21 protein-coding genes and 1 pseudogene are annotated in these 22,987 nt (G+C 71.0%); 13 read left to right on the top strand and 9 right to left on the bottom strand.

Annotated features, from left to right (window positions below):
- Positions 1-268, top strand: a pseudogene (locus AC2VOR_RS07000) (mammalian cell entry protein); the annotation flags it as partial.
- An 11-nt stretch (positions 269-279) separates the two neighbouring features.
- On the opposite strand, the gene AC2VOR_RS06995 reads toward AC2VOR_RS07000, so the two are convergent.
- The 3 genes from AC2VOR_RS06995 to AC2VOR_RS06985 all read right to left on the bottom strand — a co-directional run bounded on the left by AC2VOR_RS06995 (position 280) and on the right by AC2VOR_RS06985 (position 3,761).
- Positions 280-1,362 (bottom strand): phosphodiester glycosidase family protein, encoded by a 1,083-nt coding sequence (locus tag AC2VOR_RS06995; RefSeq protein WP_369741137.1) that lies wholly within the window; start codon positions 1,360-1,362, stop codon positions 280-282.
- A 106-nt stretch (positions 1,363-1,468) separates the two neighbouring features.
- Positions 1,469-2,863, bottom strand: a complete 1,395-nt coding sequence (locus AC2VOR_RS06990; RefSeq protein ID WP_486963457.1) for a YhgE/Pip domain-containing protein — start codon at positions 2,861-2,863, stop codon at positions 1,469-1,471.
- Between the two features lie 31 nt (positions 2,864-2,894).
- A complete protein-coding gene (locus tag AC2VOR_RS06985; protein WP_486963456.1) occupies positions 2,895-3,761 on the bottom strand; it encodes a MarR family transcriptional regulator in 867 nt (288 codons plus the stop codon).
- Positions 3,762-3,824: 63 nt separating this feature from the next.
- On the opposite strand from AC2VOR_RS06985, the gene AC2VOR_RS06980 reads away from it, so the two are divergent.
- On the top strand, positions 3,825-4,958 hold the full coding sequence (locus AC2VOR_RS06980; RefSeq protein ID WP_369741135.1) for an NAD(P)H-dependent amine dehydrogenase family protein: 1,134 nt from the start codon (positions 3,825-3,827) through the stop codon (positions 4,956-4,958).
- Here the strand turns inward: AC2VOR_RS06980 and AC2VOR_RS06975 are convergent.
- A complete protein-coding gene (locus AC2VOR_RS06975; protein ID WP_369741134.1) occupies positions 4,955-6,364 on the bottom strand; it encodes an alpha/beta hydrolase domain-containing protein in 1,410 nt (469 codons plus the stop codon). The genes AC2VOR_RS06980 and AC2VOR_RS06975 overlap by 4 nt on opposite strands.
- 181 nt (positions 6,365-6,545) lie before the next feature.
- Here AC2VOR_RS06975 and AC2VOR_RS06970 point away from each other — a divergent pair, with 181 nt between their 5' ends.
- From AC2VOR_RS06970 to AC2VOR_RS06950, 5 genes are all read left to right on the top strand, one after another.
- Entirely contained in the window at positions 6,546-6,827 is a 282-nt protein-coding gene (locus AC2VOR_RS06970; protein ID WP_369741133.1) for a hypothetical protein, read from the top strand.
- A gap of 68 nt (positions 6,828-6,895) precedes the next feature.
- Entirely contained in the window at positions 6,896-7,735 is an 840-nt protein-coding gene (locus AC2VOR_RS06965; RefSeq protein WP_486963455.1) for a lysophospholipase, read from the top strand.
- 151 nt (positions 7,736-7,886) lie between these two features.
- Positions 7,887-8,636, top strand: coding sequence for a DUF2786 domain-containing protein (locus AC2VOR_RS06960; RefSeq protein ID WP_486963454.1), 750 nt, complete (start codon positions 7,887-7,889; stop codon positions 8,634-8,636).
- Entirely contained in the window at positions 8,633-9,142 is a 510-nt protein-coding gene (locus AC2VOR_RS06955) for a TIGR04338 family metallohydrolase (RefSeq protein WP_486963453.1), read from the top strand. Before AC2VOR_RS06960 ends, AC2VOR_RS06955 begins: the two co-directional genes overlap by 4 nt.
- Positions 9,139-11,259: a beta-glucosidase gene (locus AC2VOR_RS06950; protein WP_369741129.1), complete on the top strand. Its 2,121-nt coding sequence runs from the start codon at positions 9,139-9,141 to the stop codon at positions 11,257-11,259. Before AC2VOR_RS06955 ends, AC2VOR_RS06950 begins: the two co-directional genes overlap by 4 nt.
- 40 nt (positions 11,260-11,299) lie before the next feature.
- Here the strand turns inward: AC2VOR_RS06950 and mymT are convergent, their stop codons facing one another.
- Positions 11,300-11,446: a copper-binding metallothionein MymT gene (mymT, locus tag AC2VOR_RS06945; RefSeq protein WP_369741128.1), complete on the bottom strand. Its 147-nt coding sequence runs from the start codon at positions 11,444-11,446 to the stop codon at positions 11,300-11,302.
- A 107-nt stretch (positions 11,447-11,553) separates the two neighbouring features.
- Here mymT and AC2VOR_RS06940 point away from each other — a divergent pair, with 107 nt between their 5' ends.
- Positions 11,554-12,213 (top strand): O-methyltransferase, encoded by a 660-nt coding sequence (locus AC2VOR_RS06940; protein ID WP_369741127.1) that lies wholly within the window; start codon positions 11,554-11,556, stop codon positions 12,211-12,213.
- Between the two features lie 110 nt (positions 12,214-12,323).
- Here the strand turns inward: AC2VOR_RS06940 and ilvD are convergent, their stop codons facing one another.
- Positions 12,324-14,039, bottom strand: a complete 1,716-nt coding sequence (ilvD, locus tag AC2VOR_RS06935; protein WP_369741126.1) for a dihydroxy-acid dehydratase — start codon at positions 14,037-14,039, stop codon at positions 12,324-12,326.
- A 126-nt stretch (positions 14,040-14,165) separates the two neighbouring features.
- On the opposite strand from ilvD, the gene ricR reads away from it, so the two are divergent.
- From ricR to AC2VOR_RS06920, 3 genes are all read left to right on the top strand, one after another.
- A complete protein-coding gene (ricR, locus tag AC2VOR_RS06930; protein ID WP_369741125.1) occupies positions 14,166-14,456 on the top strand; it encodes a copper-sensing transcriptional repressor RicR in 291 nt (96 codons plus the stop codon).
- Positions 14,457-14,579: 123 nt separating this feature from the next.
- Complete coding sequence (locus AC2VOR_RS06925; RefSeq protein WP_369741124.1) at positions 14,580-15,815, top strand: MFS transporter; 1,236 nt, start codon at positions 14,580-14,582, stop codon at positions 15,813-15,815.
- A 117-nt stretch (positions 15,816-15,932) separates the two neighbouring features.
- A complete protein-coding gene (locus AC2VOR_RS06920) occupies positions 15,933-16,919 on the top strand; it encodes a L,D-transpeptidase (protein ID WP_369741123.1) in 987 nt (328 codons plus the stop codon).
- Positions 16,920-16,934: 15 nt separating this feature from the next.
- Here AC2VOR_RS06920 and AC2VOR_RS06915 read toward each other — a convergent pair whose 3' ends face one another.
- A complete protein-coding gene (locus AC2VOR_RS06915) occupies positions 16,935-18,920 on the bottom strand; it encodes a M13 family metallopeptidase (RefSeq protein ID WP_486963452.1) in 1,986 nt (661 codons plus the stop codon).
- A 42-nt stretch (positions 18,921-18,962) separates the two neighbouring features.
- Here AC2VOR_RS06915 and AC2VOR_RS06910 point away from each other — a divergent pair, with 42 nt between their 5' ends.
- Together AC2VOR_RS06910 and AC2VOR_RS06905 are read left to right on the top strand one after the other, a co-directional pair.
- Entirely contained in the window at positions 18,963-19,607 is a 645-nt protein-coding gene (locus AC2VOR_RS06910) for a hypothetical protein (RefSeq protein ID WP_369741121.1), read from the top strand.
- Complete coding sequence (locus tag AC2VOR_RS06905; RefSeq protein ID WP_486963451.1) at positions 19,604-20,293, top strand: hypothetical protein; 690 nt, start codon at positions 19,604-19,606, stop codon at positions 20,291-20,293. Before AC2VOR_RS06910 ends, AC2VOR_RS06905 begins: the two co-directional genes overlap by 4 nt.
- A gap of 4 nt (positions 20,294-20,297) precedes the next feature.
- On the opposite strand, the gene AC2VOR_RS06900 is transcribed toward AC2VOR_RS06905, so the two are convergent.
- A complete protein-coding gene (locus AC2VOR_RS06900; protein WP_369741120.1) occupies positions 20,298-20,822 on the bottom strand; it encodes an XRE family transcriptional regulator in 525 nt (174 codons plus the stop codon).
- A partial coding sequence (locus AC2VOR_RS06895; RefSeq protein WP_486963450.1) for an MMPL family transporter occupies positions 20,819-22,987 on the bottom strand: 2,169 nt, incomplete at its 5' end. The genes AC2VOR_RS06900 and AC2VOR_RS06895, both read right to left, overlap by 4 nt.

Here is a 22,987-nt window from a genome sequence, read left to right as displayed (position 1 = left end):
CAAGTTCGTCGACGCGATCGTGGCCCCCAACAAGCAGGCCAAGGTCACCAACAGCACCGAGGTCACCGGCGCGGCGGTCGAATCGCTGGATGGTCCCAACGCCGTCGTCATCGTCTACACCAACACCTCGTCGACCAGCCCGCTGACCAAGAACATCCCGGCGTTGAAGTACCTGTCCTACCGATTGTTCATGAAGCGCACCGACGGGCGCTGGCTGGTCACCAGGATGACGACCGTCACCTCGCTGGACCTGACACCGCACGTGTAGCGCGGCGCCGGCTAATTGAACGCCAGCCAGCTCGGCAACGCCCGTTCGTGGGAGTCGCACAGCACCTGCCGGGTGTCGCAGGAACCCCGCGGCGATCCCGCACCGGCCCACATGCCCCCGGTGTCGCGGCGCAGCACGATGGCCGACGACCCGCCGCCGTCGAGCAGGATCGCCGTATCGCTGCCCAGGCCGCGGAACAGGTCCTGCATGTTGTCCGGTGTGTAGTTGCCCCCCTCGAAGACGTACATCTCGTCCTTCTGTCGCGCATAGGCAAGGGCGGTCCGCGCCGCGCTGGGACCGGGATCGTGCAACTGGCCGGTGTCTCCCGGGGCGAGCAGCCCGAGCCCGGACACCGCGACGAACCTCTCGTTCTTGTTGAGCAGATCGTTGACCACCGGGGAAGCGGCGTCGTAATCCTGCTTGCTGCGGGGTGGTACCACAAACGGTGCAGCGCCGGCGGGCAGGACCATCGTCGTCAGCGCGGTCCACACCCCGTCGCCGTTCGACAGGCCCGGCTTACCGGGGTAGGCCGCGTTACCGGTGATCGGCTGGTTGGCGCGGCCCAGCCCATGGGTGTTGTCCACGAAAGCACCCAGCGGTGAACTGCAGCCGGTCTGGCGCCACGACCCCGCCTGCTGAGAGCGTATGTCGAAGAAGTTGGCGTTGATCGCGATCGTCGGCTGCCCCATGCGCTGCCAGGCGTTCAGCGGCGTGTACAGCTCGGACGCCTCCCACGATCCGTCACTGGCGCGGGCACCCGGTTTGTGTTCGCACAATGCCTGGACGCCCCGATGGGTGTCGACCAGCAGGTGCGGGGTGAGCCGGGCGGAGGCGTTCTTGATGATCATCAGGTGCCCGCCGTTGTTCATCTCGTACCAGTTGCCGGCGGCGTTGAGCATCGGCGCGGGGTGGCCGGCGCCGAAGTTGTAGACCAGGTAGGTGCCCTTGGTGGCGTTGATCGCGTTGGCCAGCTGGTCGCGCCCGTCGGCGGCGTGCGCGACGGGCTGTCCCGTGGTCGCGGCCGCGACGGTGCACGCGACCGCGGCGGCGCCCAAGACCGCCAGTCGGCGCAGGCCGCCGGTCGATGTCAGCACGGTAGCCCTTTCGGCCCTGAATCTAGGTCAGCACTGACAGCATCAGTCACACCAGCCGCACTGTCAACTTAAGTCACACGCGCATGACGGTTGGGTCGCGCAGGAATTACGCTTGGTCGCTTGGGCTTTCGGGGCCATCCTGGTCTTCGGTGGCTAGCGCGGCCGCGTGCTTGTCCGCACGGGGTCGTTGCCGCGCCTGGTGTTCCCTGGCGATCGCCATCTCGGCCGCCCCGTGGATCCGGTGAAAACCCTTGCGGTCGTAGAGGTGGGTGACGATCCCGCCCAGCAACAGGCCGATGCCCAGGCCGACGGCGGTCATCAACAGCGCCTGGGACAGCCCGGCTGCGCCGTCGCCGCCGAGGTACAGCAGCGAGCGCGTGCCCAGGAACACCTGGTGCATCGGCTCGAACCCGGCCAGCCAGCGGAAGAACGGCGGCACCGCCTCCAGTGGGACCGTGGCGCCGGCCGACGGCAGCCCCAGGAACACGAAGATCAACAGGCCGACCAGCAGGCCGATCGTCCCGAGCACCGACAGCAGCGACGTCGACGTGATGCCCACGGCGGCGATCGCGAACGCTCCATACGCCCACAGTTGCCAGCCGAGGTCGATGGGCATACCGAGCCCGTGGGCGATCCCCAGATACGCCGCCGACGTGAGCAGTGCCAGCAGCACCATGATGCCCCACTTGATCAGCAGCGTCTGGAGCCGCGAGATCTTGACCTGCTCGGCGAAGCGATACACCGGCCCGAACTCGGCCGGCACGTAGCCGAGCAGCGCGTCCACCAGGGTGTTGACCACGATGCTCCCGGTGAAGCCGGCCAGCAGCAGCAACAGCGAATAGTAGAAGGCCGACAACCCGTTTCCGGTGCCATTGGGCAGCGGGTGGTACACCACCGACTTGACGTCGATGGGGCTCGCGAGGCCCACCGCCGAGGCGCCGGAGAGCGGCGCTCCCTCGGCCTGGGCCGCGACATCGGCCGTAAGCTGTTGGCCCACTTGGCCTTCCACGACCCCCATCGCCATGGTCAGGGTCTGGTTGGCGATGCTGGCGCCCAGCGTGCCCGCCCGCGGGTTGGTCGAGACGGTGATCACCGGCCGGGTCGCGTGGGTGGGCGTGACCGCGCTGGCGCCGTACTCGCGCAGGCTCGAGGAGAAGGTCGGCGGTATCAGCACCTCGCCGTACACCTGGGCCCGGTCCAGGCGCTGGGTGGCCTCCCGCTTGGACAGGATCCGGACCTCGAACTTCTGCTTGTCCAGGCCCGCGACCAGACCGGCGGCGATCTTGGCGCCCGCCGGGCCGGCGTCCTCGTTGACCACCGCGATGGGGAAGTGCCGCAGGTTGGTCGTCGGATTCAGGATGCCGCCGAGGTAGAGCGCGCACAGCGCCGACATCAGCGCCAGCGTGATCAGCAACGGTGCCAGCCAGAACCGTACGGTCCGCAGCGCCTTGATGTTCCGATTGGGGTTCGGCGCCGCGTGCTTGGCCTGCGATTGAGACATGTGGGCTCCCGTCCGTCCTGCCCACTCTAGGTCAGGGCACCCCGGCGGTGAGCAATCGCTGGGCCCGGCGCAGTGCGTCGTTCAGCGCATCCAGGGTCAGGCCGACGGGGTGGCCGAGGTGGATCTCGATCTGATACTCCGGCTGGCCGTGCTGCCCGAAGATCGGGAGCACGACGAATTCAGTTGCGGCCAAGTCGGTTTCCAACGCGTCGGTGACCGATTGCAGCGTCACCATCGTCATCAGGGTGGTGAGTTGCCGGGTCACCCGCGCCGTAGGCTCCAGCGACGCCAGCACGTCGGCCAGCCGGTGGTGCAGCGACTGGTGGGTGTCGTCGAAGCGCCACGCCCCGTAGCCGCGGGCGCGGATGTCGGCGAGTACCCGCTGCTGCTGGGTTATTTCGGCGCGGCCGAGCCGCGGCATGACCCGGTGCAGCCAGGCTCGGACGAACTCGTCGTCCCGCCAGGCCATCGCGACCAGCCCGAACGGCGGGTCGATGGGGAAGCGCTGGCCGACGGCGTGCTCACCGTCGGTGCCGTGGCCGACGGCGTCGACGGTGGTCAGGTGCTTCTCGCCGATTTTCGACATCGAGCACCCCGCACCGAGGGTGTCGTGCAGGAGCGTCAGCGCCGCACGGCCGCGGTCCAGCAACGGGAACTGCCTGCGCAGGCCGTGCACCAGCCCGAACAGGCCGCTGCCCAGGGTGTAGCGGCGATCCTCCCGGCGCGTCACCCAGGCGCGCCGTTCCAGCTCGGCGAGGACGAGCGCACAGGTCGAGGTGCTGATCCCGCAGATCTTCGCTATTCCGGCGGACGTCCGCCCGTCGGGCGAATCCGCCAGCGTGGCAAGCACGTCGACCACGCGCCCGGTGGGCGGTGACTTGGCGGTTGACGTATCCATGCGTGGCTTTCTAGCATCCGGCCAAATTATAAGTGACTACTTCCTAATAATAGGAGAACGACCGTGTACAACGTGGGTGTCTGGGGTCCGGGCTCGATGGGGGTGATCGCCCTGCGGGGTGTCATCGACCACCCGCAGCTGCGATTGGTCGACCTCGTCGTGCACAGCGAGGCCAAGGCGGGCCGCGACGCGGGTGAGCTGTGCGGCGGCGCGCCGGTCGGGGTGACCGCCACCCGGGACCCCGGGCCGATGCTCGCCGGCGACGCCGACGTGGTGGTCTACGCCGCCGGGGCCAACCTGCGACCGCTCGAGGCCGTGGCGGACATGGTGTCGATCCTGCGGGCCGGCAAGAACGTGGTGTCGTGCTCGGTGGTGCCGCTGGTGTACCCCGACGCCGTCGACGAGGCGTTCACCGGTCCGCTGCGGGAGGCGGCGCTGCAGGGCGGCGCGTCGTTCCTCACCACCGGCATCGACTCGGGATTCGCCAATGACGTTCTGCCGCTGGTGCTCACCGGCGTGTCGAGGGCCATCGAGTCGGTCCGGGTGACCGAGATCTTCAACTACGCCACCTACCCGGACCGCTCCGCTGTCTACGAGATCCTCGGGTTCGGCAAGCCGCCGGAGTACCGTGCCTTCGCGGCCCAGCCCGGCATCTTCACCTTCGGCTGGGGCGCCGTCCTGCACCAGCTCGCCGCCGGGCTCGGCGTCACGATCGACACCGTCGAGGAGGACAACGAACGCGTCGCCGCCACCGAGTCCTTCGACACCCCCACCGGCCACGTCGCGGCCGGGACGATCGCGGCGATGCGCTCGACGCTGACCGGATACGTCTCCGGCAGGCCGACTTTCGTCCTCGACCACGTAACCCGGATGCGCGACGACATCGCGCCCGACTGGCCGCAGCCGCACATCACCATCCCCCCGAAGGACCTGGGCTACGGGCTGGCCTCCGGGCGCGGTCTCTACCGCGTCGAGATCGAAGGTTCCCCGAGCATGCGGTGCGAGTTCGAGATGGCCGAGGACCACGACCACGACCTGGGCGCGCGCATCGCCGGCGCCTCCCGGATGGTCAACGCGATCCCCGCGGTGTGCGCGGCCGCCCCGGGGCTGCTGTCTGCGCTGGACCTGCCGCAGGTCACCGGCGCCGGCCTGGTCCGCCCGGTGCCGGGGCCGCCGCCGGACAGCCGGCTGTTCTAACCCGGATACGTCGCGGCGGCCAACCGCAGGATCTCGTCGCGGTCGGCGGCCAGGACGAACCCCTTGGTGATCGCACCGTCGAGCGCCGCGGTGAAACTCTCGAGGTACTGGCCGGCCCCACCCGGGTAGAGCCGCCGCAGCGTGGCGGCGTCGAAGGGCTCACCCGAACCGAAGAGCGCGGCCATGACGCTCTCCTGAGAGCCGACGCCGGAGGTCCGCGCGGTGGGCACGTCCACCCAGGGGGTCCGGACGCCGCCGCGCGCGAGCCCGTTGTCGTCCAGAGCCGGTGCGGGAGGGTCGGTTTCGACCACCTCGATGGGCGGGGCCGCCGCCGCGGGCCGGCCGGTCCGCACCCAGGTGTGCAACGCTTCCAGCGCCGCCTGCGCGACGTAGTGGTGTTGCGGCCCGAAGTTGATGTAGTGCTCCAGTTGCTGGCCCATCAGCGTGCGGGTCGGGGCGTAGGCCGCCACCAGGTCGTCGAGCGGTGCGCTGCCGTCATCGATCGGCGCCACCTGGATCGTGTAGTTGTCGGCGTGGGCGGCGCCGGGGATCTCCCAGACCCGCAGCCGTTCGTTGTCGGGCTGGCGCGCGAAGTAGTAGCCGTGCCGGACGCCGCCGAACAGGTCGGTCTCGGTGATGATGGCGACGAGCGGGACCCGCAGGTCGGCGCGGAACCGGGACGCCGCCAACCCGCCGGCGTCCTCGAAGATCGAGCCGCCGTCCAGCGGCGCGGCGGGCCCGAAGCGCGAGTGCACCAGGAAACCGTCGTAGGCACGGGCCAGCGGGTCCACGGCGTTGACATAGGTCGTCAGGAACATGGCCGACTGGGACTCGCCGATGGCGATCACGTGCCGGGCGCCGAGCCCGCGCAGCACATCGTCGTCGCCGTCGCCGCCCAGGAGCCCGGCGACTTGGGAGAAGATGTCGTAGGAGAAGGCGTCGCCAGGGTGGTGCAGGGACGCGTACCGGGTAAGGTCCTGGCTTTTCAGGGACATGTCCGCGCCCAGCAGGCCGCCGCCCCCCTCGACCCCCACCCGCTGGGCCGACACCGCGACGTAACCGTAGCCCGCGCGGGCTATTTCGCGGTGCGCCATCATCCACACGGCCGGCGCGTCGATGCCACCGCTCACGTTGAGCCATTCGACCAGGACCGTCCCGTTGAACCGCGCCCGGTCGGCGGGTGTCACGACCACCACACGGGTCGTGTAATCGGCTGTTTCACTAGGGGTTACGCTCCATTGGCCGTCCGGGCCCAGCGGAGCGGTGGGAAGGTAGGCCGAGGCCGTTCCGGAGACGAAGAACTCCTCCGCCACACAGCCCAGCTCGGCGATGTCGAAGGCCCCCAACAGCAGCAGCGGCTTGCCGGGCGAGGGCGTGACGCGGGGGGAATCGGTGAGCGACCGCACGCGCACGAGCCTAAACGGCGGTCCGGGGGCGCGGCCCGGCCGGGGCCGGGTGTTCGTGAAGTCCGCGTTACAAACAAGCAAGCCAATGGCTTTCGGGGCTTTGGTCCCTTCAGCGGCACCCGGGTCCGGGTTAGCGTGGTCCCTGCTGGACGCCCACTGCCCGACAACGCACCCGAGGACCATGAACGACTGGGACGCATCCGACCTCGCGTGGGCACTGGCCGATGCGATCGCCCCCCTGCTCGCCGAGGGCGACCGCGCCCGCATCTATGCCATCGTCGGTCCCGGCGAGTCGGACACCGCGATCGGCATCGTGGTGCAGACCGTTGCCCAGCGCGGTCTGTCCCTGCCGCCGGAGCTCATCGCCAAACTCGCCGACTGGCTCGACGCCTATGCGCACAGCGACGACGCGCCCCGCCTGCAGCGACTGCTCCGCGCCATCGAACCGTCACCCACCGACTGAACCGGCCGCCCGCAGCGCACCGGCGCGATGACGAGAGGTCTGCCCGCCGAGCCGTTACGCTGCCCGTAATGGCTACCACCCGCACCGAACGAGATTTCGACGGCGTCGGGGGCGTCCGCATCGTCTACGACGTGTGGACGCCGGACGCTTCGCCCCGAGCGGTGGTCGTGCTGTCGCACGGCCTCGGCGAGCACGCCCGCCGCTACGACCACGTCGCGCAGTGTTTCGGCGACGCCGGCCTGGCCACCTACGCCCTCGACCACCGCGGCCACGGCCGCTCCGGCGGCAAGCGGGTGCTGGTGCGCGACATGTCCGAGTACACCGGCGACTTCGACACGCTGGTCCGCATCGCGACCCGGGAGCACCCCGGCCTCGCCTGCGTCGTGCTCGGGCACAGCATGGGCGGCGCGATCGTGTTCACCTACGGGGTGGAACGCCCGGACGACTACGACCTGATGGTCCTGTCGGGTCCGGCAGTCGCGGCCCAGGATCAGCTGTCGCCGCTGCTGGTGCTGGCCGCCAAGGTGCTCGGCGTCCTCGTGCCCGGCCTGCCGGTGCAAGAACTCGACGTCGAGGCCATCTCGCGCGACCCGGCGGTGGTGGCGGCCTACCGGGACGACCCGCTGGTGTACCACGGAAAGGTCCCGGCCGGGATCGGCTGGGTGCTGGTGCAGGTCGGCGAGACCATGCCGCAGCGAGCGCCCGCGCTGACCGCGCCGCTGCTGGTGGTGCACGGTTCCGACGACCGGCTGATCCCAGTCGCCGGCAGCCGGCGACTGGTCGAATGTGCGGGCTCCGCCGACGTCGAGTTGAAGGTCTATCCGGGGCTCTACCACGAAGTGTTCAACGAACCGGAGCGCGACAGCGTCCTCGGTGACGTGGTCTCCTGGGTTCTGCAGCGGCTGTGAGTGGCCGGACGCGGAATGTCATACCGCTGCCGTAGTTTGGCGCCCATGAGTCGCGCCGGCGACGATGCAGAGCGTAGCGATGAAAAGGAGCGGCGCCCATGAGTCGCGCCGGCGACGATGCAGAGCGTAGCGATGAGGAGAAGTGGCGCCCATGAGTGACGACAAGATGCTGGCTCGCATCGCCGCCCTGCTGCGCCAGGCCGAAGGCACCGACAACCCGCACGAGGCCGACGCGTTCATGGGCGCCGCGCAACGGCTGGCGACGGCCGCGTCGATCGACCTGGCGGTGGCGCGCTCGCACGCGGCCGACCGCTCGCCGGCGCAGGCCCCGACGCAGCGGACCATCACCATCGGGGCGGCAGGCACCCGGGGCCTGCGGACCTACGTGCAGCTGTTCGTGGGGATCGCGGCGGCCAACGACGTGCGCTGTGACGTGGCGTCGAATTCGACGTTCCTCTACGCGTACGGCTTCGCCGAGGACATCGACGCCACGCATGCCCTCTACGCCAGCCTGGTCGTCCAGATGGTGCGGGCTTCGGACGCCTACCTGGCCTCGGGCGCGCACCGGCCCACCCCGACCATCACCGCCCGGCTCAACTTCCAGCTGGCCTTCGGGGCCCGGGTCGGCCAGCGCCTGGCCGAGGCCCGCGAACAGGCCCGCCGGGAGGCCACCGAGGATCGCGGGCGCGCCCCGGGCACCGCCGTCGCGCTCCGGGACAAGGAGATCGAGCTGCGCGATCACTACCGCAGCGCATCGAAGGCGCGCGGCACGTGGCGGGCCACCAGCGCGTCGGCCGGATACTCCTCGGCGGCCCGGCGGGCCGGTGACCACGCGGGGCGCCGGGCGCGGCTGGGGGACAGCCCCGAGCTTCCCGGGGCGCGGACCGCGCTGGGCCGGTGACGCCGGCGGGTGCCCCGCGGGATTCCCAGCGCGCCAAGGTATATGCCGCCGAGGAGTTCGTCCGCACGTTGTTCGACCGCGCCGCCGAGCACGGGTCGCCGGCGGTGGAGTTCTTCGGCACCCAGTTGACGCTTCCCCCGGAAGCCCGATTCGGCTCGGTGGGCTCCGTGCAGCGCTACGTTGACGAGGTGCTTGCGTTACCGGCGGTGCGGCGGCGGTGGCCGGACGTGGCGCCGCTGTCCGTGCGGGCGCGCCGCGCCGCGACCGCGGCGCACTACGAGAGCCGCGATGGCGCGGGGGTCATCGCGGTTCCCGACCGCGACACCGCCGGCTGGGCGCTGCGCGAGCTGGTGGTGCTCCACGAGGTGGCCCACCACCTGTGCGGGGCGCAGCCGCCGCACGGCCCGGAGTTCGTCGTGACCAGCTGCGCGCTGGCCGAGCTGGTGATGGGCCCCGAAGCGGGGCACGTGCTGCGCGTCGTCTACGCCAAAGAGGGCGTGCGGTGAGCGACCCGGACCTGCGCGCCCGCGAGGTCGAAGCCCAGATGACCGACGACGAGCGGTTCTCGCTGCTGGTCGGCGTGATGGGCGCCGGGGAGATGTGGCCGCTGCGCGACGAGCGCATCCCGCAGGGCGTCCCGATGAGCGCCGGTTACGTGCCGGGCGTGCCCCGCCTCGGCGTCCCGGCGCTGCTGATGAGCGACGCCGGCCTCGGCGTGACCAACCCCGGCTACCGTCCGGGCGACACCGCCACCGCACTGCCGGCGGGCCTGGCGCTGGCCGCCGGTTTCGACCCGGCGCTCGCCCGCGCGTCCGGCGAGGTGATCGGGCGCGAGGCGCGCAGCCGCGGGTTCAACGTGCAGCTGGCCGGCGCGATGAACCTCGCCCGCGACCCGCGCAACGGCCGCAACTTCGAATACTTTTCCGAGGACCCGCTGCTGACCGCGACGATGGCCGCGGAGGCGGTCAACGGGATCCAGCAGCAGGGCGTCATCTCGACGGTCAAGCACTTCTGCCTGAACTGCAACGAGACCAACCGGCACTGGCTCGACGCGGTCATCGATCCCGCCGCCCACCGCGAGTCCGACCTGCTGGCCTTCGAGATCGCCATCGAGCGCTCGCAGCCGGGGGCGGTGATGACGGCCTACAACAAGGTCAACGGCGAGTACGCCGCCGCCAACGACACGCTGCTCAACCGCGTGCTGAAAGACGCCTGGGGATACCGGGGTTGGGTCATGTCCGACTGGGGCGGCACCCCGGGCTGGGAATGCGCGCTGGCCGGGCTGGACCAGGAGAGCGGTGCGCAACTCGATGGCCTGTTCTGGCAGTCCGAGGCGTTCGGCGACCGGCTGCGGGCCGCGCTGGCCGCCGGTGCGCTGCCCCGCGACCGCCTGTCCGACATGGTGCGGCGCATCCTGCGTTCGATGTTCGCCGTCGGAATCGACGACCGGGCCGCGACCCCCGCACCGGATATGGTCGCGCACAACGAGATCGCGCTGCGCATCGCGCGGCAGGGGATCGTGCTGCTGGCCAACCGCGGGGCGCTGCCCCTGGCGCCCGAGCCGGGCGCCGTCATCGCCGTGATCGGCGGCTACGCGCAGGCGGGTGTGGCGGCCGGTTACGGGTCGAGCGCCGTCGTCCCGCCGGGCGGCTACGCGGGCGTGATCCCGATCGGGGGAACGGGCCTCATGGCCGGCATCCGCAACCTCCACCTGCACCCGTCGAGCCCGCTCGAGGAGCTCCGCAACCAATTCCCTGCCGCGCGCATCGAGTTCGACCCCGGGGCCAGCCCCGCGGAGGCGGTCCCGGTTGCGCGGCGGGCCGACGTCGCGATCGTGTTCGCGGTCCGCGCCGAGGGGGAGGGCTTCGACGGCGCCGACCTGTCGCTGCCGTGGGGGCAGGACGCGCTGATCGCCGCCGTGTCGGCGGCCAACCCGAACACCGTGGTGGTGCTGCAGACCGGCAACCCGGTGGCCATGCCCTGGCGGGAGTCGGTGAACGCGATCGTGCAGGCCTGGTATCCGGGCCAGGCGGGTGGCCGGGCCATCGCGGAAATCCTTGCCGGGCAGGTCAATCCGTCGGGGCGGTTGCCGATCACGTTCCCGGCCGGGCTGGGCCAGACACCGCGCCCGCAGCTGCCCGGACCCGGCGCCGGGTGGGGGACACCCACCACCATCGAGTACACCGAGGGCGCCGACGTCGGCTACCGCTGGTTCGCCCGGACGGGCCAGACCCCGATGTTCGCGTTCGGCCACGGCCTGTCCTACACCGATTTCGAGTACCGCGACCTGGTGGTCGACGGCGGCGGGGACGGCATCACCGCCGGTTTCGACGTCGTCAACGTGGGCGAGCGAGCCGGGGCCGACACCCCGCAGCTGTATCTGACCGCCGCCGCCGGCGAGCCGAGCCTGCGGTTGCTGGGATTTCGCCGGGTCGAACTCGACCCCGGCGCGACCAGCCGGGTGTTCGTGGAGGTGGACCCGCGCCTGCTTGCCCGCTACGACGGTGCGGCCGGAAGCTGGCGCATCGGTGCGGGGGAGTATGCGGTGGCGGTGGGCGCGTCGGCCGCCGAGCTGCGACTGGCCGCCACCGTCGAACTCGCCGGCCGCACGTTCGGGCGATGACCGGCACCGGGGCCCGAACGTACGACCGGCGGTGCCGGATCTACTTGACGGGGACCATTTCGTCGCCGCAGGTGCAGCGGTACGCCTCGCCGGCGCCCGAGCAGTTGCAGGGAGCATCGATGCGGACGCGGCAGCCGCAGCCCTCGTGCCCGCAGGTCAACAGGGTTCCCGCTTCGTAGTTTGCCATGCTGAATCACCCCTTCGATGTCATGAACTTGCGTACGTCCCACTATATACCCCATAAGGGTATAGGGAAACGGCCCCGACGGAATCGGCCCGGCTAGCGTTGACCTCATGAGCCCGAAACCCACTCCCCACGATGTCGACGAATTCCTCGACGCCGCAATGGTCGGCGATGACCCGGCCCTCGCCGCGGCGCTGGAGGCCAGCAACGCGGCCGGCCTGCCGCCCATCGCCGTCTCCGCGCAGCAGGGCAAATTCCTGAGCCTGCTGGCCGGCGCGGTGCGGGCCCGGCGGATCCTCGAGATCGGCACCTTGGGCGGGTTCAGTGCCATCTGGCTGGCGCGCGGTGCCGGCCCCCAGGGGCGGGTGGTCACCCTGGAATACGAGCCCCGGCACGCCGAGGTCGCGCGGGCCAACCTGCAGCGCGCCGGCGTCGCCGACCGGGTGGAGGTGCTGGTCGGAGCCGCGCTGGACACGCTGCCGACGCTGACCGGCGACCCGTTCGACCTGGTGTTCATCGACGCCGACAAGGAGAACAACGTCGCCTACCTGGAGTGGGCGGTCAAGCTGGCCCGTCCCGGCTCGGTTGTCCTGTTGGACAACGTGATTCGCGAGGGCAAGATCCTCGACCCGCACTGCGCGGACGCCGCGGCGCGGGCGACCCGCCAGGCATTGCAGCTGATGGGTGAGCACCCCCGCCTCGACACGGCGGTGATCCAGACGGTCGGGGCCAAGTACTGGGACGGCTTCGCGTTCGCGTTGGTTCGCTGACCGCCTGGGCCTGGCCGCCACCTACCTGCGCACGCGGACGCGCGTCGCGGGACCTTCGAGGTCGGCGCACAGCCACGAGGTCCGTTGAGTCACAAGGCGATCGGGCGGGCCTAGCCGCAGACCGCACCGCCGGCGGCCGAGCCGACCAGCCTGACGTATTTGGCCAGTACGCCGGAGGTGTAGCGCGGTGCCGGCGGCGTCACGCCGTCGCGCCGCGCTGCGAACTCGTCGGGGTCGGCCAGCACGTCGAGCGTGCGGGCGCCCGCGTCGAGTCGGATCCGGTCGCCGTCGCGCAGGAGCGCGATCGGCCCCCCGTCGACCGCCTCCGGCGCGATGTGGCCGACGCAGAAACCCGTCGTCCCGCCGGAGAACCGGCCGTCGGTGAGCAGCAGCACGTCCTTGCCCAGGCCGGCGCCCTTGATCGCGCCGGTGATGGCGAGCATCTCGCGCATTCCCGGGCCGCCCTTGGGCCCCTCGTAGCGGATCACCACGGCATCGCCCTTGGTGACGGTGCCGTCCTCGAGAGCGTCCAGCGCCGCCCGCTCGCCGTCGAAAACCCTTGCGGTGCCCTCGAACACGTCGGAGTCGAGGCCGGCGGTCTTGACCACCGCGCCGTCGGGTGCCAGCGATCCGCGCAGGATCGTGATGCCGCCGGTCGGGTGCAGCGGGTGGCTCAGGGCGCGCAGCACCTTGCCGTCCGGGTCCGGCGGGGCGATGGCGGCCAGGTTCTCGGCAACGGTCCGGCCCGTCACGGTCAGACAGTCGCCGTGCAGCAGGCCCGCGTCCAGTAGCGCCTTCATCGCCACCGGGATGCCCCCGATGTGGTCGACGTCGGACATGACGTGGCGGCCGAACGGCTTGACGTCGGCCAGGTGCGGCACCTTCGACCCGATCCGGTTGAAGTCGTCGAGTGCCAACGCGACCCCGGCCTCGTGGGCGATCGCCAACAGGTGCAGCACCGCGTTGGTCGAACCGCCGAAAGCCATCACCACCGCGATGGCGTTCTCGAACGCCTCCTTGGTGAGGATGTCGCGGGCGGTGATGCCGCGGCGCAGCAGGCCGACGACGGCCTCGCCGCTGCGGCGGGCGAACCCGTCGCGGCGGCGGTCAGTGGCCGGCGGGGCCGCGCTGCCGGGCAGCGACATGCCCAGCGCCTCGGCGGCGCTGGCCATCGTGTTGGCGGTGTACATGCCGCCGCAGGCGCCCTCGCCGGGGCAGATCGCGCGCTCGATCGCGTCGACGTCCTCCCGCGGCATCAACCCGCGGGCGCAGGCGCCCACCGCCTCGAAGGCGTCGATGATCGTGACCTGGTGTTCGCTGCCGTCGGAGAGCTTGGCCACCCCCGGCAGGATGGTGCCGGCGTAGAGGAACACCGACGCCAGGTCCAGGCGCGCCGCGGCCATAAGCATCCCGGGCAGCGACTTGTCGCACCCGGCGAGCAGCACCGAGCCGTCGAGCCGCTCGGCCTGCATCACGGTTTCGACGCTGTCGGCGATCAGCTCGCGCGACGGCAGCGAGAAGTGCATGCCCTCGTGCCCCATCGAGATGCCGTCGGACACCGAGATGGTGCCGAACTCCAGCGGGTAGCCACCCGCGGCGAACACCCCTTCCTTGACCGCCACGGCGAGGCGCTGCAGGGACAGGTTGCAGGGCGTGATCTCGTTCCAGGACGAGGCGACCCCGATCTGCGGCTTGGCGAAGTCCTCGTCGCCCATGCCGACCGCCCGTAACATGCCACGGGCTGCGGCCTTTTCGAGGCCGTCGGTGACGTCACGACTACGTGGTTTGATGTCCGTGCCGGGCGTCGAATCGGTTGGTGTGGCCATCGTGCAAGTATGCGCGAGCCCGCCGCGCGGCAAATGCGCGGGTCATACCCCGATGGGGTATGAGGTAGAATTCGGGCCGTGGGCCGGTCCCACGGCAGGCACGTAGTGGCAGGGGTGAGAAAAACGATGACGACCGCGCACGGGTACTCGCAGCAGAAAGACAACTACGCCAAGCGGCTGCGGCGTATCGAGGGTCAGGTGCGCGGCATCGCGCGCATGATCGAGGAGGACAAGTACTGCATCGACGTCCTCACCCAGATCAGCGCGGTCAACAGCGCCCTGCGTTCGGTGGCGCTGAACCTGCTCGACGAGCATCTCAACCACTGCGTCACCCGCGCCGTGGCCGAGGGCGGCAACGACGCCGAGGACAAACTGGCCGAGGCATCGGCCGCGATCGCGCGTTTGGTACGTTCCTGATAACGCAGGCGTGTTGAAACGCAAAGGCGGGGGAACCCGTCGTTGCGGTGCGTACGGTAGGGACAGCGTGATCTCGCGGGCACCTCGCCCGAGAAGGTTGCGCGCTCCGAAGCGATCACTGCCATGACTGCCGAAACCGCCACCGTTGCCGCGCGAACGTGGACGCCACGGGTCGCCGCGCAGTTCGCCGTGCTGGCCGCGGCCGCCTTCACCTACGTCACCGCCGAGATCCTGCCTGTCGGCGCCCTCCCGGCGATCGCACGCAACCTGCACGTCAGCCTGGTCGCGGTGGGCACACTGCTGACCTGGTACGCGTTGGTCGCCGCACTGACGACGGTCCCGCTCGTGCGCTGGACCGCGCACCTGCCGCGCCGGCGGGCGCTGATGCTCAGCCTGACCTGCCTGACCGCCTCGCAGGTGATCTCCGCGCTGGCGCCCAACTTCGCGGTACTGGCCGCCGGGCGGGTGCTGTGCGCGCTCACCCACGGCCTGCTGTGGTCGGTGATCGCCCCGATCGCGACCCGGCTGGTGCCGCCCAGCCACGCCGGCCGGGCGACGACGTCGATCTACGTCGGGACCAGCCTGGCGCTGGTCGTCGGCAGCCCGCTCACGGCCGCCCTGAGCCTGATGTGGGGATGGCGCCTGGCGGTCGTGTGCATCACCGTCGCGGCGGCCGTCGTCACGGTGGCGGCCCGGCTGGTGCTGCCGGAGATGGTGCTCACCGAGGACCAGCTCGCCCACGTCGGCCCGCGGTCGCGGCACCACCGCAACGGCGCGCTGATCACGGTGAGCCTGCTGGCGATGGTCGCGGTGACCGGCCACTTCGTGTCCTACACGTTCATCGTGGTGATCATCCGCAATGTCGTCGGCGTGCACGGGCCGAACCTGGCCTGGCTGCTGGCGGCCTACGGCGTCGCGGGCCTGCTGGCGATGCCGCTGGTGGCACGGCCACTGGACCGCCGCCCCCGGGGCGCCATCATCTGCTGCATGGCGGGGCTGACGGCCGCGTTCGCGGTGCTGACGGCGCTGGCGTTCGGCGGCCGGCTCAATGCGGCGACCGTGCTGATCGGTACGGGCGCGATCGTGCTGTGGGGGGCCATGGCGACCGCCGTGTCGCCGATGATGCAGTCCGCGGCCATGCGCAACGGGGCCGACGACCCCGACGGCGCGTCGGGCCTGTACGTGACGGCGTTCCAGGTGGGCATCATGGCGGGTTCGCTGGCGGGCGGGCTGTTGTACGAGCACAGCGTCGCCCTGATGCTGACCGCGTCGGCGGGCCTGATGGGCGTCGCACTGATCGGCGTGGCCGCCAACAGGAAGATGCTGGACGTCACGCCGACAAGCTCACGCGATTCATAAGTCCGCAGCTCGCGTGGGGTTTTGCGGCCATTTTCCGGTTCCGCGGCGGCCGCGGGGAAGGTAGCTGGTCACCGCGTTGTGCCACACTGTTTCAGGAAGGTGACGGGAGGGATGCACATGTCGCGCTGGACGAGGGCAGCCGGACTGGCCGTGGTCGTGGCGCCGCTGCTGGTGCTGACCGCGGGGCCCGCCATGGCCGATCCGGATCAGGCCCCCGGCGATCCGGGGCTGGTGGCCGGCCCCGTCGACCCGCCCGCCCCGCCGCCGTGGGGCGTGCCCCCGGCCGACCCCGCACCCGGGCCGCTGGCGCCCGGGCCGCAGGCCCCGGCGCCCGTGGCGCAGCAGGCCTACACGGGTCCCGCGGCCGGGCAGAACCCGGCGCCGTTCACCGGCGTCGCGCCGTTCGGTCCGCCCAGCTTCGTCCCGGCGACGGGCTCGACCGTCGGGGTGGCCCAGCCGATCATCATCAACTTCCCCGGCCGCGTCGACGACGCCGGCGCCGCCGTGGACGCGGTGCACGTCTCGTCGGTTCCCGCGGTGCCGGGCAAGTTCTACTGGATGACCCCGACGCAGCTGCGGTGGCGCCCCCTGAGCTTCTGGCCGGCCCACACCGCAGTGACCGTCGACGCCGGCGGCACCGTCTCCAACTTCATGACCGGGGACGCGCTGGTGGCGACGGCCGACGACGCCACGCACCAGCTGACCATCACCCGCAACGGGGTGGTGGAGAAGACCTTCCCGATGTCGATGGGGATGGCCGCCGGAGGTCACCAGACGCCCAACGGCACCTACTGGGTCCAGGACAAGAAGGCGTCGGTGGTGATGGACTCCTCGACCTACGGGGTGCCCGTCAACTCCGCCTATGGCTACAAGGTGACGGTGACCGACGCGGTCCGCTTCGACAACGTCGGTGACTATGTGCACAGCGCGCCGTGGTCGGTGAGCGACCAGGGCAAGCGCGACGTCAGCCACGGTTGCATCAACATCAGCCCCTCCAACGCGAAGTGGTTCTACGACAACTTCGGCCCCGGCGACCCGATCGTCGTGAAGAACTCCGTCGGCACCTACAAGAAGAACGACGGCTCCAACGACTGGCAGAACTAGCCTCCTCGCCCGGGGTCAGTTCCAGATGCGGACGCGCCGCGCCGGCTCCAGGAACAGCGCGTCGCCCTCGCCGACGCCGAACGCCGCGTAGAACGAGTCGATGTTGCGCACGACCCCGTTGCAGCGGAACTCCGGCGGCGAGTGCGGGTCGACGGCCAGCCGCCGGATCGCCTCGGCGTCACGGGATTTGGTGCGCCACACCTGGGCCCAGCCGTAGAACACGCGCTGCACGCCGGTCAGGCCGTCGATGACGGGGGCGGGTTTGCCGCCCAGCGACAGCTCGTAGGCCAGCAGCGCGATGGACAGCCCGCCCAGGTCGCCGATGTTCTCCCCGACGGTGAACGCGCCGTTCACGTGGTGGCCGTTGCTCAGCGCCCGGGGCGTGTACCCCTCGTACTGCTCGATCAACGCCTTGGTGCGGGCGCCGAACTCGGTGCGGTCGTCGTCGGTCCACCAGTCGACCAGGTTGCCGTCGCCGTCGTACTTGGCGCCCTGATCGTCGAAGCCGTGCCCGATCTCGTGCCCGATCACCGCGCCGATCCCGCCGTAGTTGGCCGCATCGTCGGCCGGCGCGTCGAAGAACGGCGGCTGCAGGATCGCCGCGGGAAAGACGATCTCGTTCATCCCCGGGTTGTAGTAGGCGTTGACGGTCTGCGGCGTCATGAACCACTCGTCGCGGTCGACCGGCCCGCCGAGCTTGGCCAGCTCGCGGTCGTGGTCGACGGCATACCCGCGCTGGTAATTGCCGTACAGGTCGTCGCGGTCGATCACCAGCGCCGAGTAGTCGCGCCACTTCGCCGGGTAGCCGACCTTGGCGGTGAACTTGGCCAGCTTGGCCAGCGCACGCTCCCGGGTCTGCGGCGTCATCCACTCCAGATCGTTGATGCTGACCCGATAGGCCGCCTCCAGGTTCTCCACCAGCGCGTCGATGCGGGCCTTGGCGTCGGGCGGGAAATGCCTTTGCACGTAGAGCTTTCCGACGGCATCGCCCATCAGGCTCTCCACCAGCGAGACGCCCCGCTTCCAGCGGTCGCGGATCTGCTCGGCGCCGGTCAGCAGCCGCCCGTAGAAGTCGAAGTCGGCGGCGACGACGTCGTCGGTCAACCAGGCGGCGCGCGCCCGGATCACCCGCCAGCGCGCCCAGCGCTTCCAGTCCTCGAAGTCCTCGCTTTGCCACAGGGCGGCGAAGGCGGTGAGGTAATCGGGTTGGCGCACCACGACTTCGGCGACCGCCGCGGGGGCGGCGCCCAGCGCGCCGACCCAGCCGTCCCAGTCGAAGCCGGCCCCTTCGGAGCGCACCTCGGCGAAGGTGCGCAGGTTGTAGGTGAGGTCGGCGTCGCGGCGCTTGACCACATCCCAGTGCGCGGCCGCCATTTTCGTCTCCAGCGCCACGATGCGGGCCGCGGTCTCGGCGTGGTGGTCGGGTTCGCCGCCGAACACCAGCGAAAACATCCGCGCGATGTGTCGCGGATAGGCGGCTAGCACCGCGGCGTGCCGCTCCTCGCGAAAGTACGACTCGTCGGGCAACCCGATGCCCGACTGCGTGAGGTGCACCAGGTAGCGGGCCGAGTTCTTCGAGTCGGTGTCCACATACAGCCCCACACCCCCGCCGACCCCGGTGCGCTGCAGGGCGCCCAGCGCCGTGGCCAGCGCGGCCGGGTCGGCGGCCCCGTCGATCGTCGCCAGTTCGTCGCGCAGCGGCTGCAGGCCCCGGCGTTCGACGGCCTCCTCGTCGAGGAAGCTCGCGTAGAGGTCGCCGATGCGCTGCTGGTCGGTGCCCGCTTCGGCACCGCTGCCGCTGGCCTCGATGATCAGGTCGCGCACCTGCTCCTCGGCGCGGTCGAACAACTGGCGGAACGCGCCGTCGGTCGCCCGGTCGGCGGGGATGACGGCTTCGGCCAGCCAGCGGCCGTTGACATGACCGAACAGGTCGTCCTGGGGGCGGGTGTTCGGGTCGACATGGCTCAGGTCGATGCCCGAGCGGATGGCCTCAACTGTCACCCTGCCATCCTTCCATCCGCGCGGGGGTGCGACGATCGGGCCATGTCCGACGGCGAGCAAACCGAGTCACCGGCCCGCGAAGGGGCCGACGACTCCGCCCCGCCGGACACCGCGCCCGCCGACGACCGGATCTTCTCCCATTACGGCGTCGCCTCGGCTGTTCTGGGCGCGCTGTCGGTGGCCGCCGTCGTGCTCGGTGCCCTCGTCTGGTCCGGCCACCGCGACGCGGTCGCCGAGCGCACCTACCTGACCCGCGTCATGCAGACCGCCGCCGACTGGTCGGGCGTGCTGATCAACATGAACAGCGGCAACATCGACGCCAGCCTGCAGCGGCTGCACGACGGGACCGTCGGGGAGCTCAACGCCGACTTCGACGCGGCCGTGCAGCCCTACCGGCAGGTGGTGGCCAAGCTGCAGTCGCGCAGCAGCGGCCGCATCGAGGCGGTGGCGATCGACACGCTGCACCGCGACCTGGACACCCGGCCCGGCGCCGAGAGGCCCCCTAGATCCACCGTCACCACCAAGTTGCCGGCGTTCGCCAGCCGCACGGACTCGGTGCTGCTGGTCGCGACGTCGGTCAGCGAGAACGCCGGCGCCAAGCCGCAGACGGTGCACTGGAACCTGCGGCTCGACGTCTCCGACGTGGACGGCAAGCTGATGATCTCCAAGCTGGAATCGATCCGATGAGGAACGTCTGGCGGCTGCTGGCCTTCGACGTCGTGGCCCCGCTGGCCGCGATCGCCGCGCTGCTGGCGGTCGGGGTGGTGCTCGCCTGGCCGCTGTGGTGGGTGGCGGCGTGCTCGGCGCTGGTGCTGCTGATCGTGGAGGGGGTGGGCGTCAACTTCTGGCTGCTGCGCCGCGACTCGGTCAGCGTCGGCACCGACGACGAGGCGCCGGGGCTGCGGCTGGCCGTGGTCTTCCTGTGCACGGCCGCCCTGGCGGCGGCGGTGCTGACCGGCTACACGCACTGGACCCGGGCCGACCGCGCCTTCGACCGGGACTCGCGCGAGGTGGTGCAGATCGCCACGAGGATGGCCGAGGCGATGGCGTCGTTCACCCCGGGCGCACCGACGAGTTCCATCGACAAGGCCGCGGCGCTGACGGTGCCGGAACGGTCGGGGGCGTTCAAGGAGCAGTACACCAAGTCCAGCGCCGAACTCGCCCGCCAGAACGTCACGGCGCAGGCCACCGCGCTGGCGGCCGGGGTTGAGGCCATCGGCCCCGCGGTGGCCAGCGTGGCGGTGATCCTGCGGGTGACCCAGAGCGCGCCTGGCCAGCCGCCCGGCCGCGCGGCGCCGGCGTTGCGGGTGGGGCTGGTCAAGCGCGGCAGCGCGTGGCTGGTGTCCGACGTGGTGCCGGTGAACTCCCGCTGAGCGATCAGTTGGATTCCGCGGCGCGCGCGGACTTGACCTTGACGAACCGGTCCGACAACCGGCGCATCCGGATCATCAGCGAGGCCGACGGGCTGGCGCCGCCGGCGAGGTAGGTGGCCAGGTCTTCGGGGTCCACCCCGATGCGGGAGGCGAACTCGTGTTCGGCCAGGCCGGACCGGTCGATCAGCACCCGCACATGGCGGGCCACCTCGGCGCGTTCGTTGGCGTCCAGATGGGCGCGGGCCCGTTCCAGCACCTCACACAGGGCCCGAGAGATGCCCGTGATGGCTGTGACGCCGTATGGCCGGGCGCCGTCCAGGACTTCCTCGAACTGGCGGGCCGTGCGCCCGTACGGGTCGCGTTTCAGGGCGGCCGCAATGCGCTTCCAGGTCGCGATGTCCCCGCCCTGCAGCGCCGAGCGGATGGCGGCGGTCGACCAGAATTCGACGGGCTGGTCGGGATCGGGCAGAATTTCGCCGCCGGACCGCGGCGACGGCGACGCGGGGCGTCGGTCGGATGCCAACGTCACCTCGCCTCCTCCAGCATCGCCACGGCCACCGACAGGCAGCGGTGTCTCACCTCGTCCCAGTCCGCCTTGGCGTCCGGTCCGGACCACTGCTCTTCGGTGAAATCGCAAGGATGTGGGTCTGCGAGCCGACGGACCAACTGGGTGGCGATCCATTCCCGCCCCGATGACCCACAACAGTAGTACTTGTCCATTGTGCCCAGAACGAGAGCGGCGGTTTCAGGTTCCACCGTGCCGACCATATCCGCGAATTCGGCGTAGTCGCGGCTGGTGTTACGGCACATGATCAGGTAGCCCTTGAGGCGCAGCGCCTCGGCGCCGGTCGGGACCAACAGGCGGTCCCCGGTGGGCAGCTGGACGTTGGCGGTCTCCACCGGGCTGCGCCGCTCGAACCGCGACTCCTCGCTGACGTCCCCGCTGGTCTGCAGCGCATCGAGGGCCACCGACAGCCGGCCCCGCCACAGCGTGACCGGGTGCACCGGACGGCCGTTTCCGGTGATCGCGCGGGCGATGCCGTTGCGGGCGGCGCGGCCCCCGGCCGGTTTGGCGGCGGGGTTCGCCTCGCCGTTGCCGGCGCGGCCCGCCGCGACCAGCTCCCGTTGCTCGCCGAGGTCGACCCGGTGCGGGATCTGGCCCGGACCCAGTCCCCGCCCGCCGGCGGCTTTCGCGCCGTTGCGGGCACAGCCGGTGAACGCCAGGGGGTCGGCCACGCAGATCGCGTCGGGAGCCAGGTGCTTGAGCTTCGCGGCCGACTTGAGCACCACCCGCAGGTCGGCGCTGGGGGCGACCAGGGCGGAGATGTCGTCGGGGATGACCACGACGTCGCCGAGGTCGACCTCGGGCAGCGGCCGGTCGAAGTCGACCGACGGCAGGACCCGCGACAGCCAGGGCGGGATCCACCAGTTCCACTGCGCGAACATCGCCATCAGCGCCGGCACCAGGACCAGCCGCACCACGGTGGCGTCCACCGCGATCGCGACCGCGCAGGCCACGCCGATCTCGGCGACTAGGGGCATGCCGGCGAACGCGAACCCGATGAACACCGCGATCATGATCAGGGCGGCGCTGGTGATCGTGCGGGCGCTGGTGCTTACGCCGCACGCTACGGCGTCGCGGGTGTTCCCGGTGTGCAGGAACCGTTCCCGGATGCGGGTGAGCAGAAAGATCTCGTAGTCCATCGACAGCCCGAAGGTCATCGCGAGCACCAGCGGGGGCACGGTGCTGTCGATCGAGTCGATCCGGGGAAACCCCAGGTCGGACAGCCAGCCCCACTGGAACACCATCACCAGGCTGCCGTAGGCGGCCGCCACCGACAGCAGCGTCATCACCACGCCCTTGAGCGCCAGGAACACCGAGTGGATGGACAGCAGCAGCATCGCGAACGCGATGAGGGCGACGACGAGCAGCACCAGCGGCTCGGTCTGCGACACCCGGTCGTCGAAGTCCTTGATCAGCGCGGTCGGCCCGCCGACGTCGACGCGGGCCGTTCCCGCGCCGGGGACCTTGGGCAGCTGCGCGCGCAGCCAGCCGACGGTCTGCCGGGCGCTCAGGTCGTCGGGGTCGACCGAGAGCACCGCGGACAGCAGGGCGCTGCCGTTGTCGTCGGCGAACTGCGGGGGCGAGACCGAGGTGACGTCGGGAGCCTGCGCCATCCGCTGCCGGATCGCGCCGAGCAGCTGGCTGTGCTCGGGTGCGGACGCCCCGCCGTCGGGGAAGGTGACGAGCACCTGGATCGGGCCCAGCGTGCCGGGGCCGAGCGCCTGGGCCGCCGCGGCCACGCCGGCGCGGATCTCGTGCGAGGAGTCGAACTGGCGCAGCAGGCTGTTGCCCAGCACCATCGACGAGACGGGTACCGCCATGACCAGCAGCAGGGCTGAGGCGGCCAGCGCCGAGATCCACGGGCGGTGCATCACCCCGCCGATCCAGCGGTTCCAGAACCGGGACTGGGTGCAGTCCGGCTGGCGCGACCAGCGCAGCAGCGCCGACCGCCGCGCCGCCGCGCGGCCGAACGTCGCCAGCACCGCCGGTGTCAGGGTGGTCGAGGTCAGCATCGCCACCGCCACGGCCAGGATCGCCCCGGTGGCCATCGACTTCAGCGCCGGGGTGTTGATCAGGTAGATGGCGGTCATGGAGGCGATGACGGTCAGCCCGGACAACACCACGGCCAG

The sequence above is a fragment of the Mycobacterium sp. TH-M103 genome, from assembly GCF_057473785.1.
This window is presented reverse-complemented; position numbering and strand designations above follow the sequence as displayed.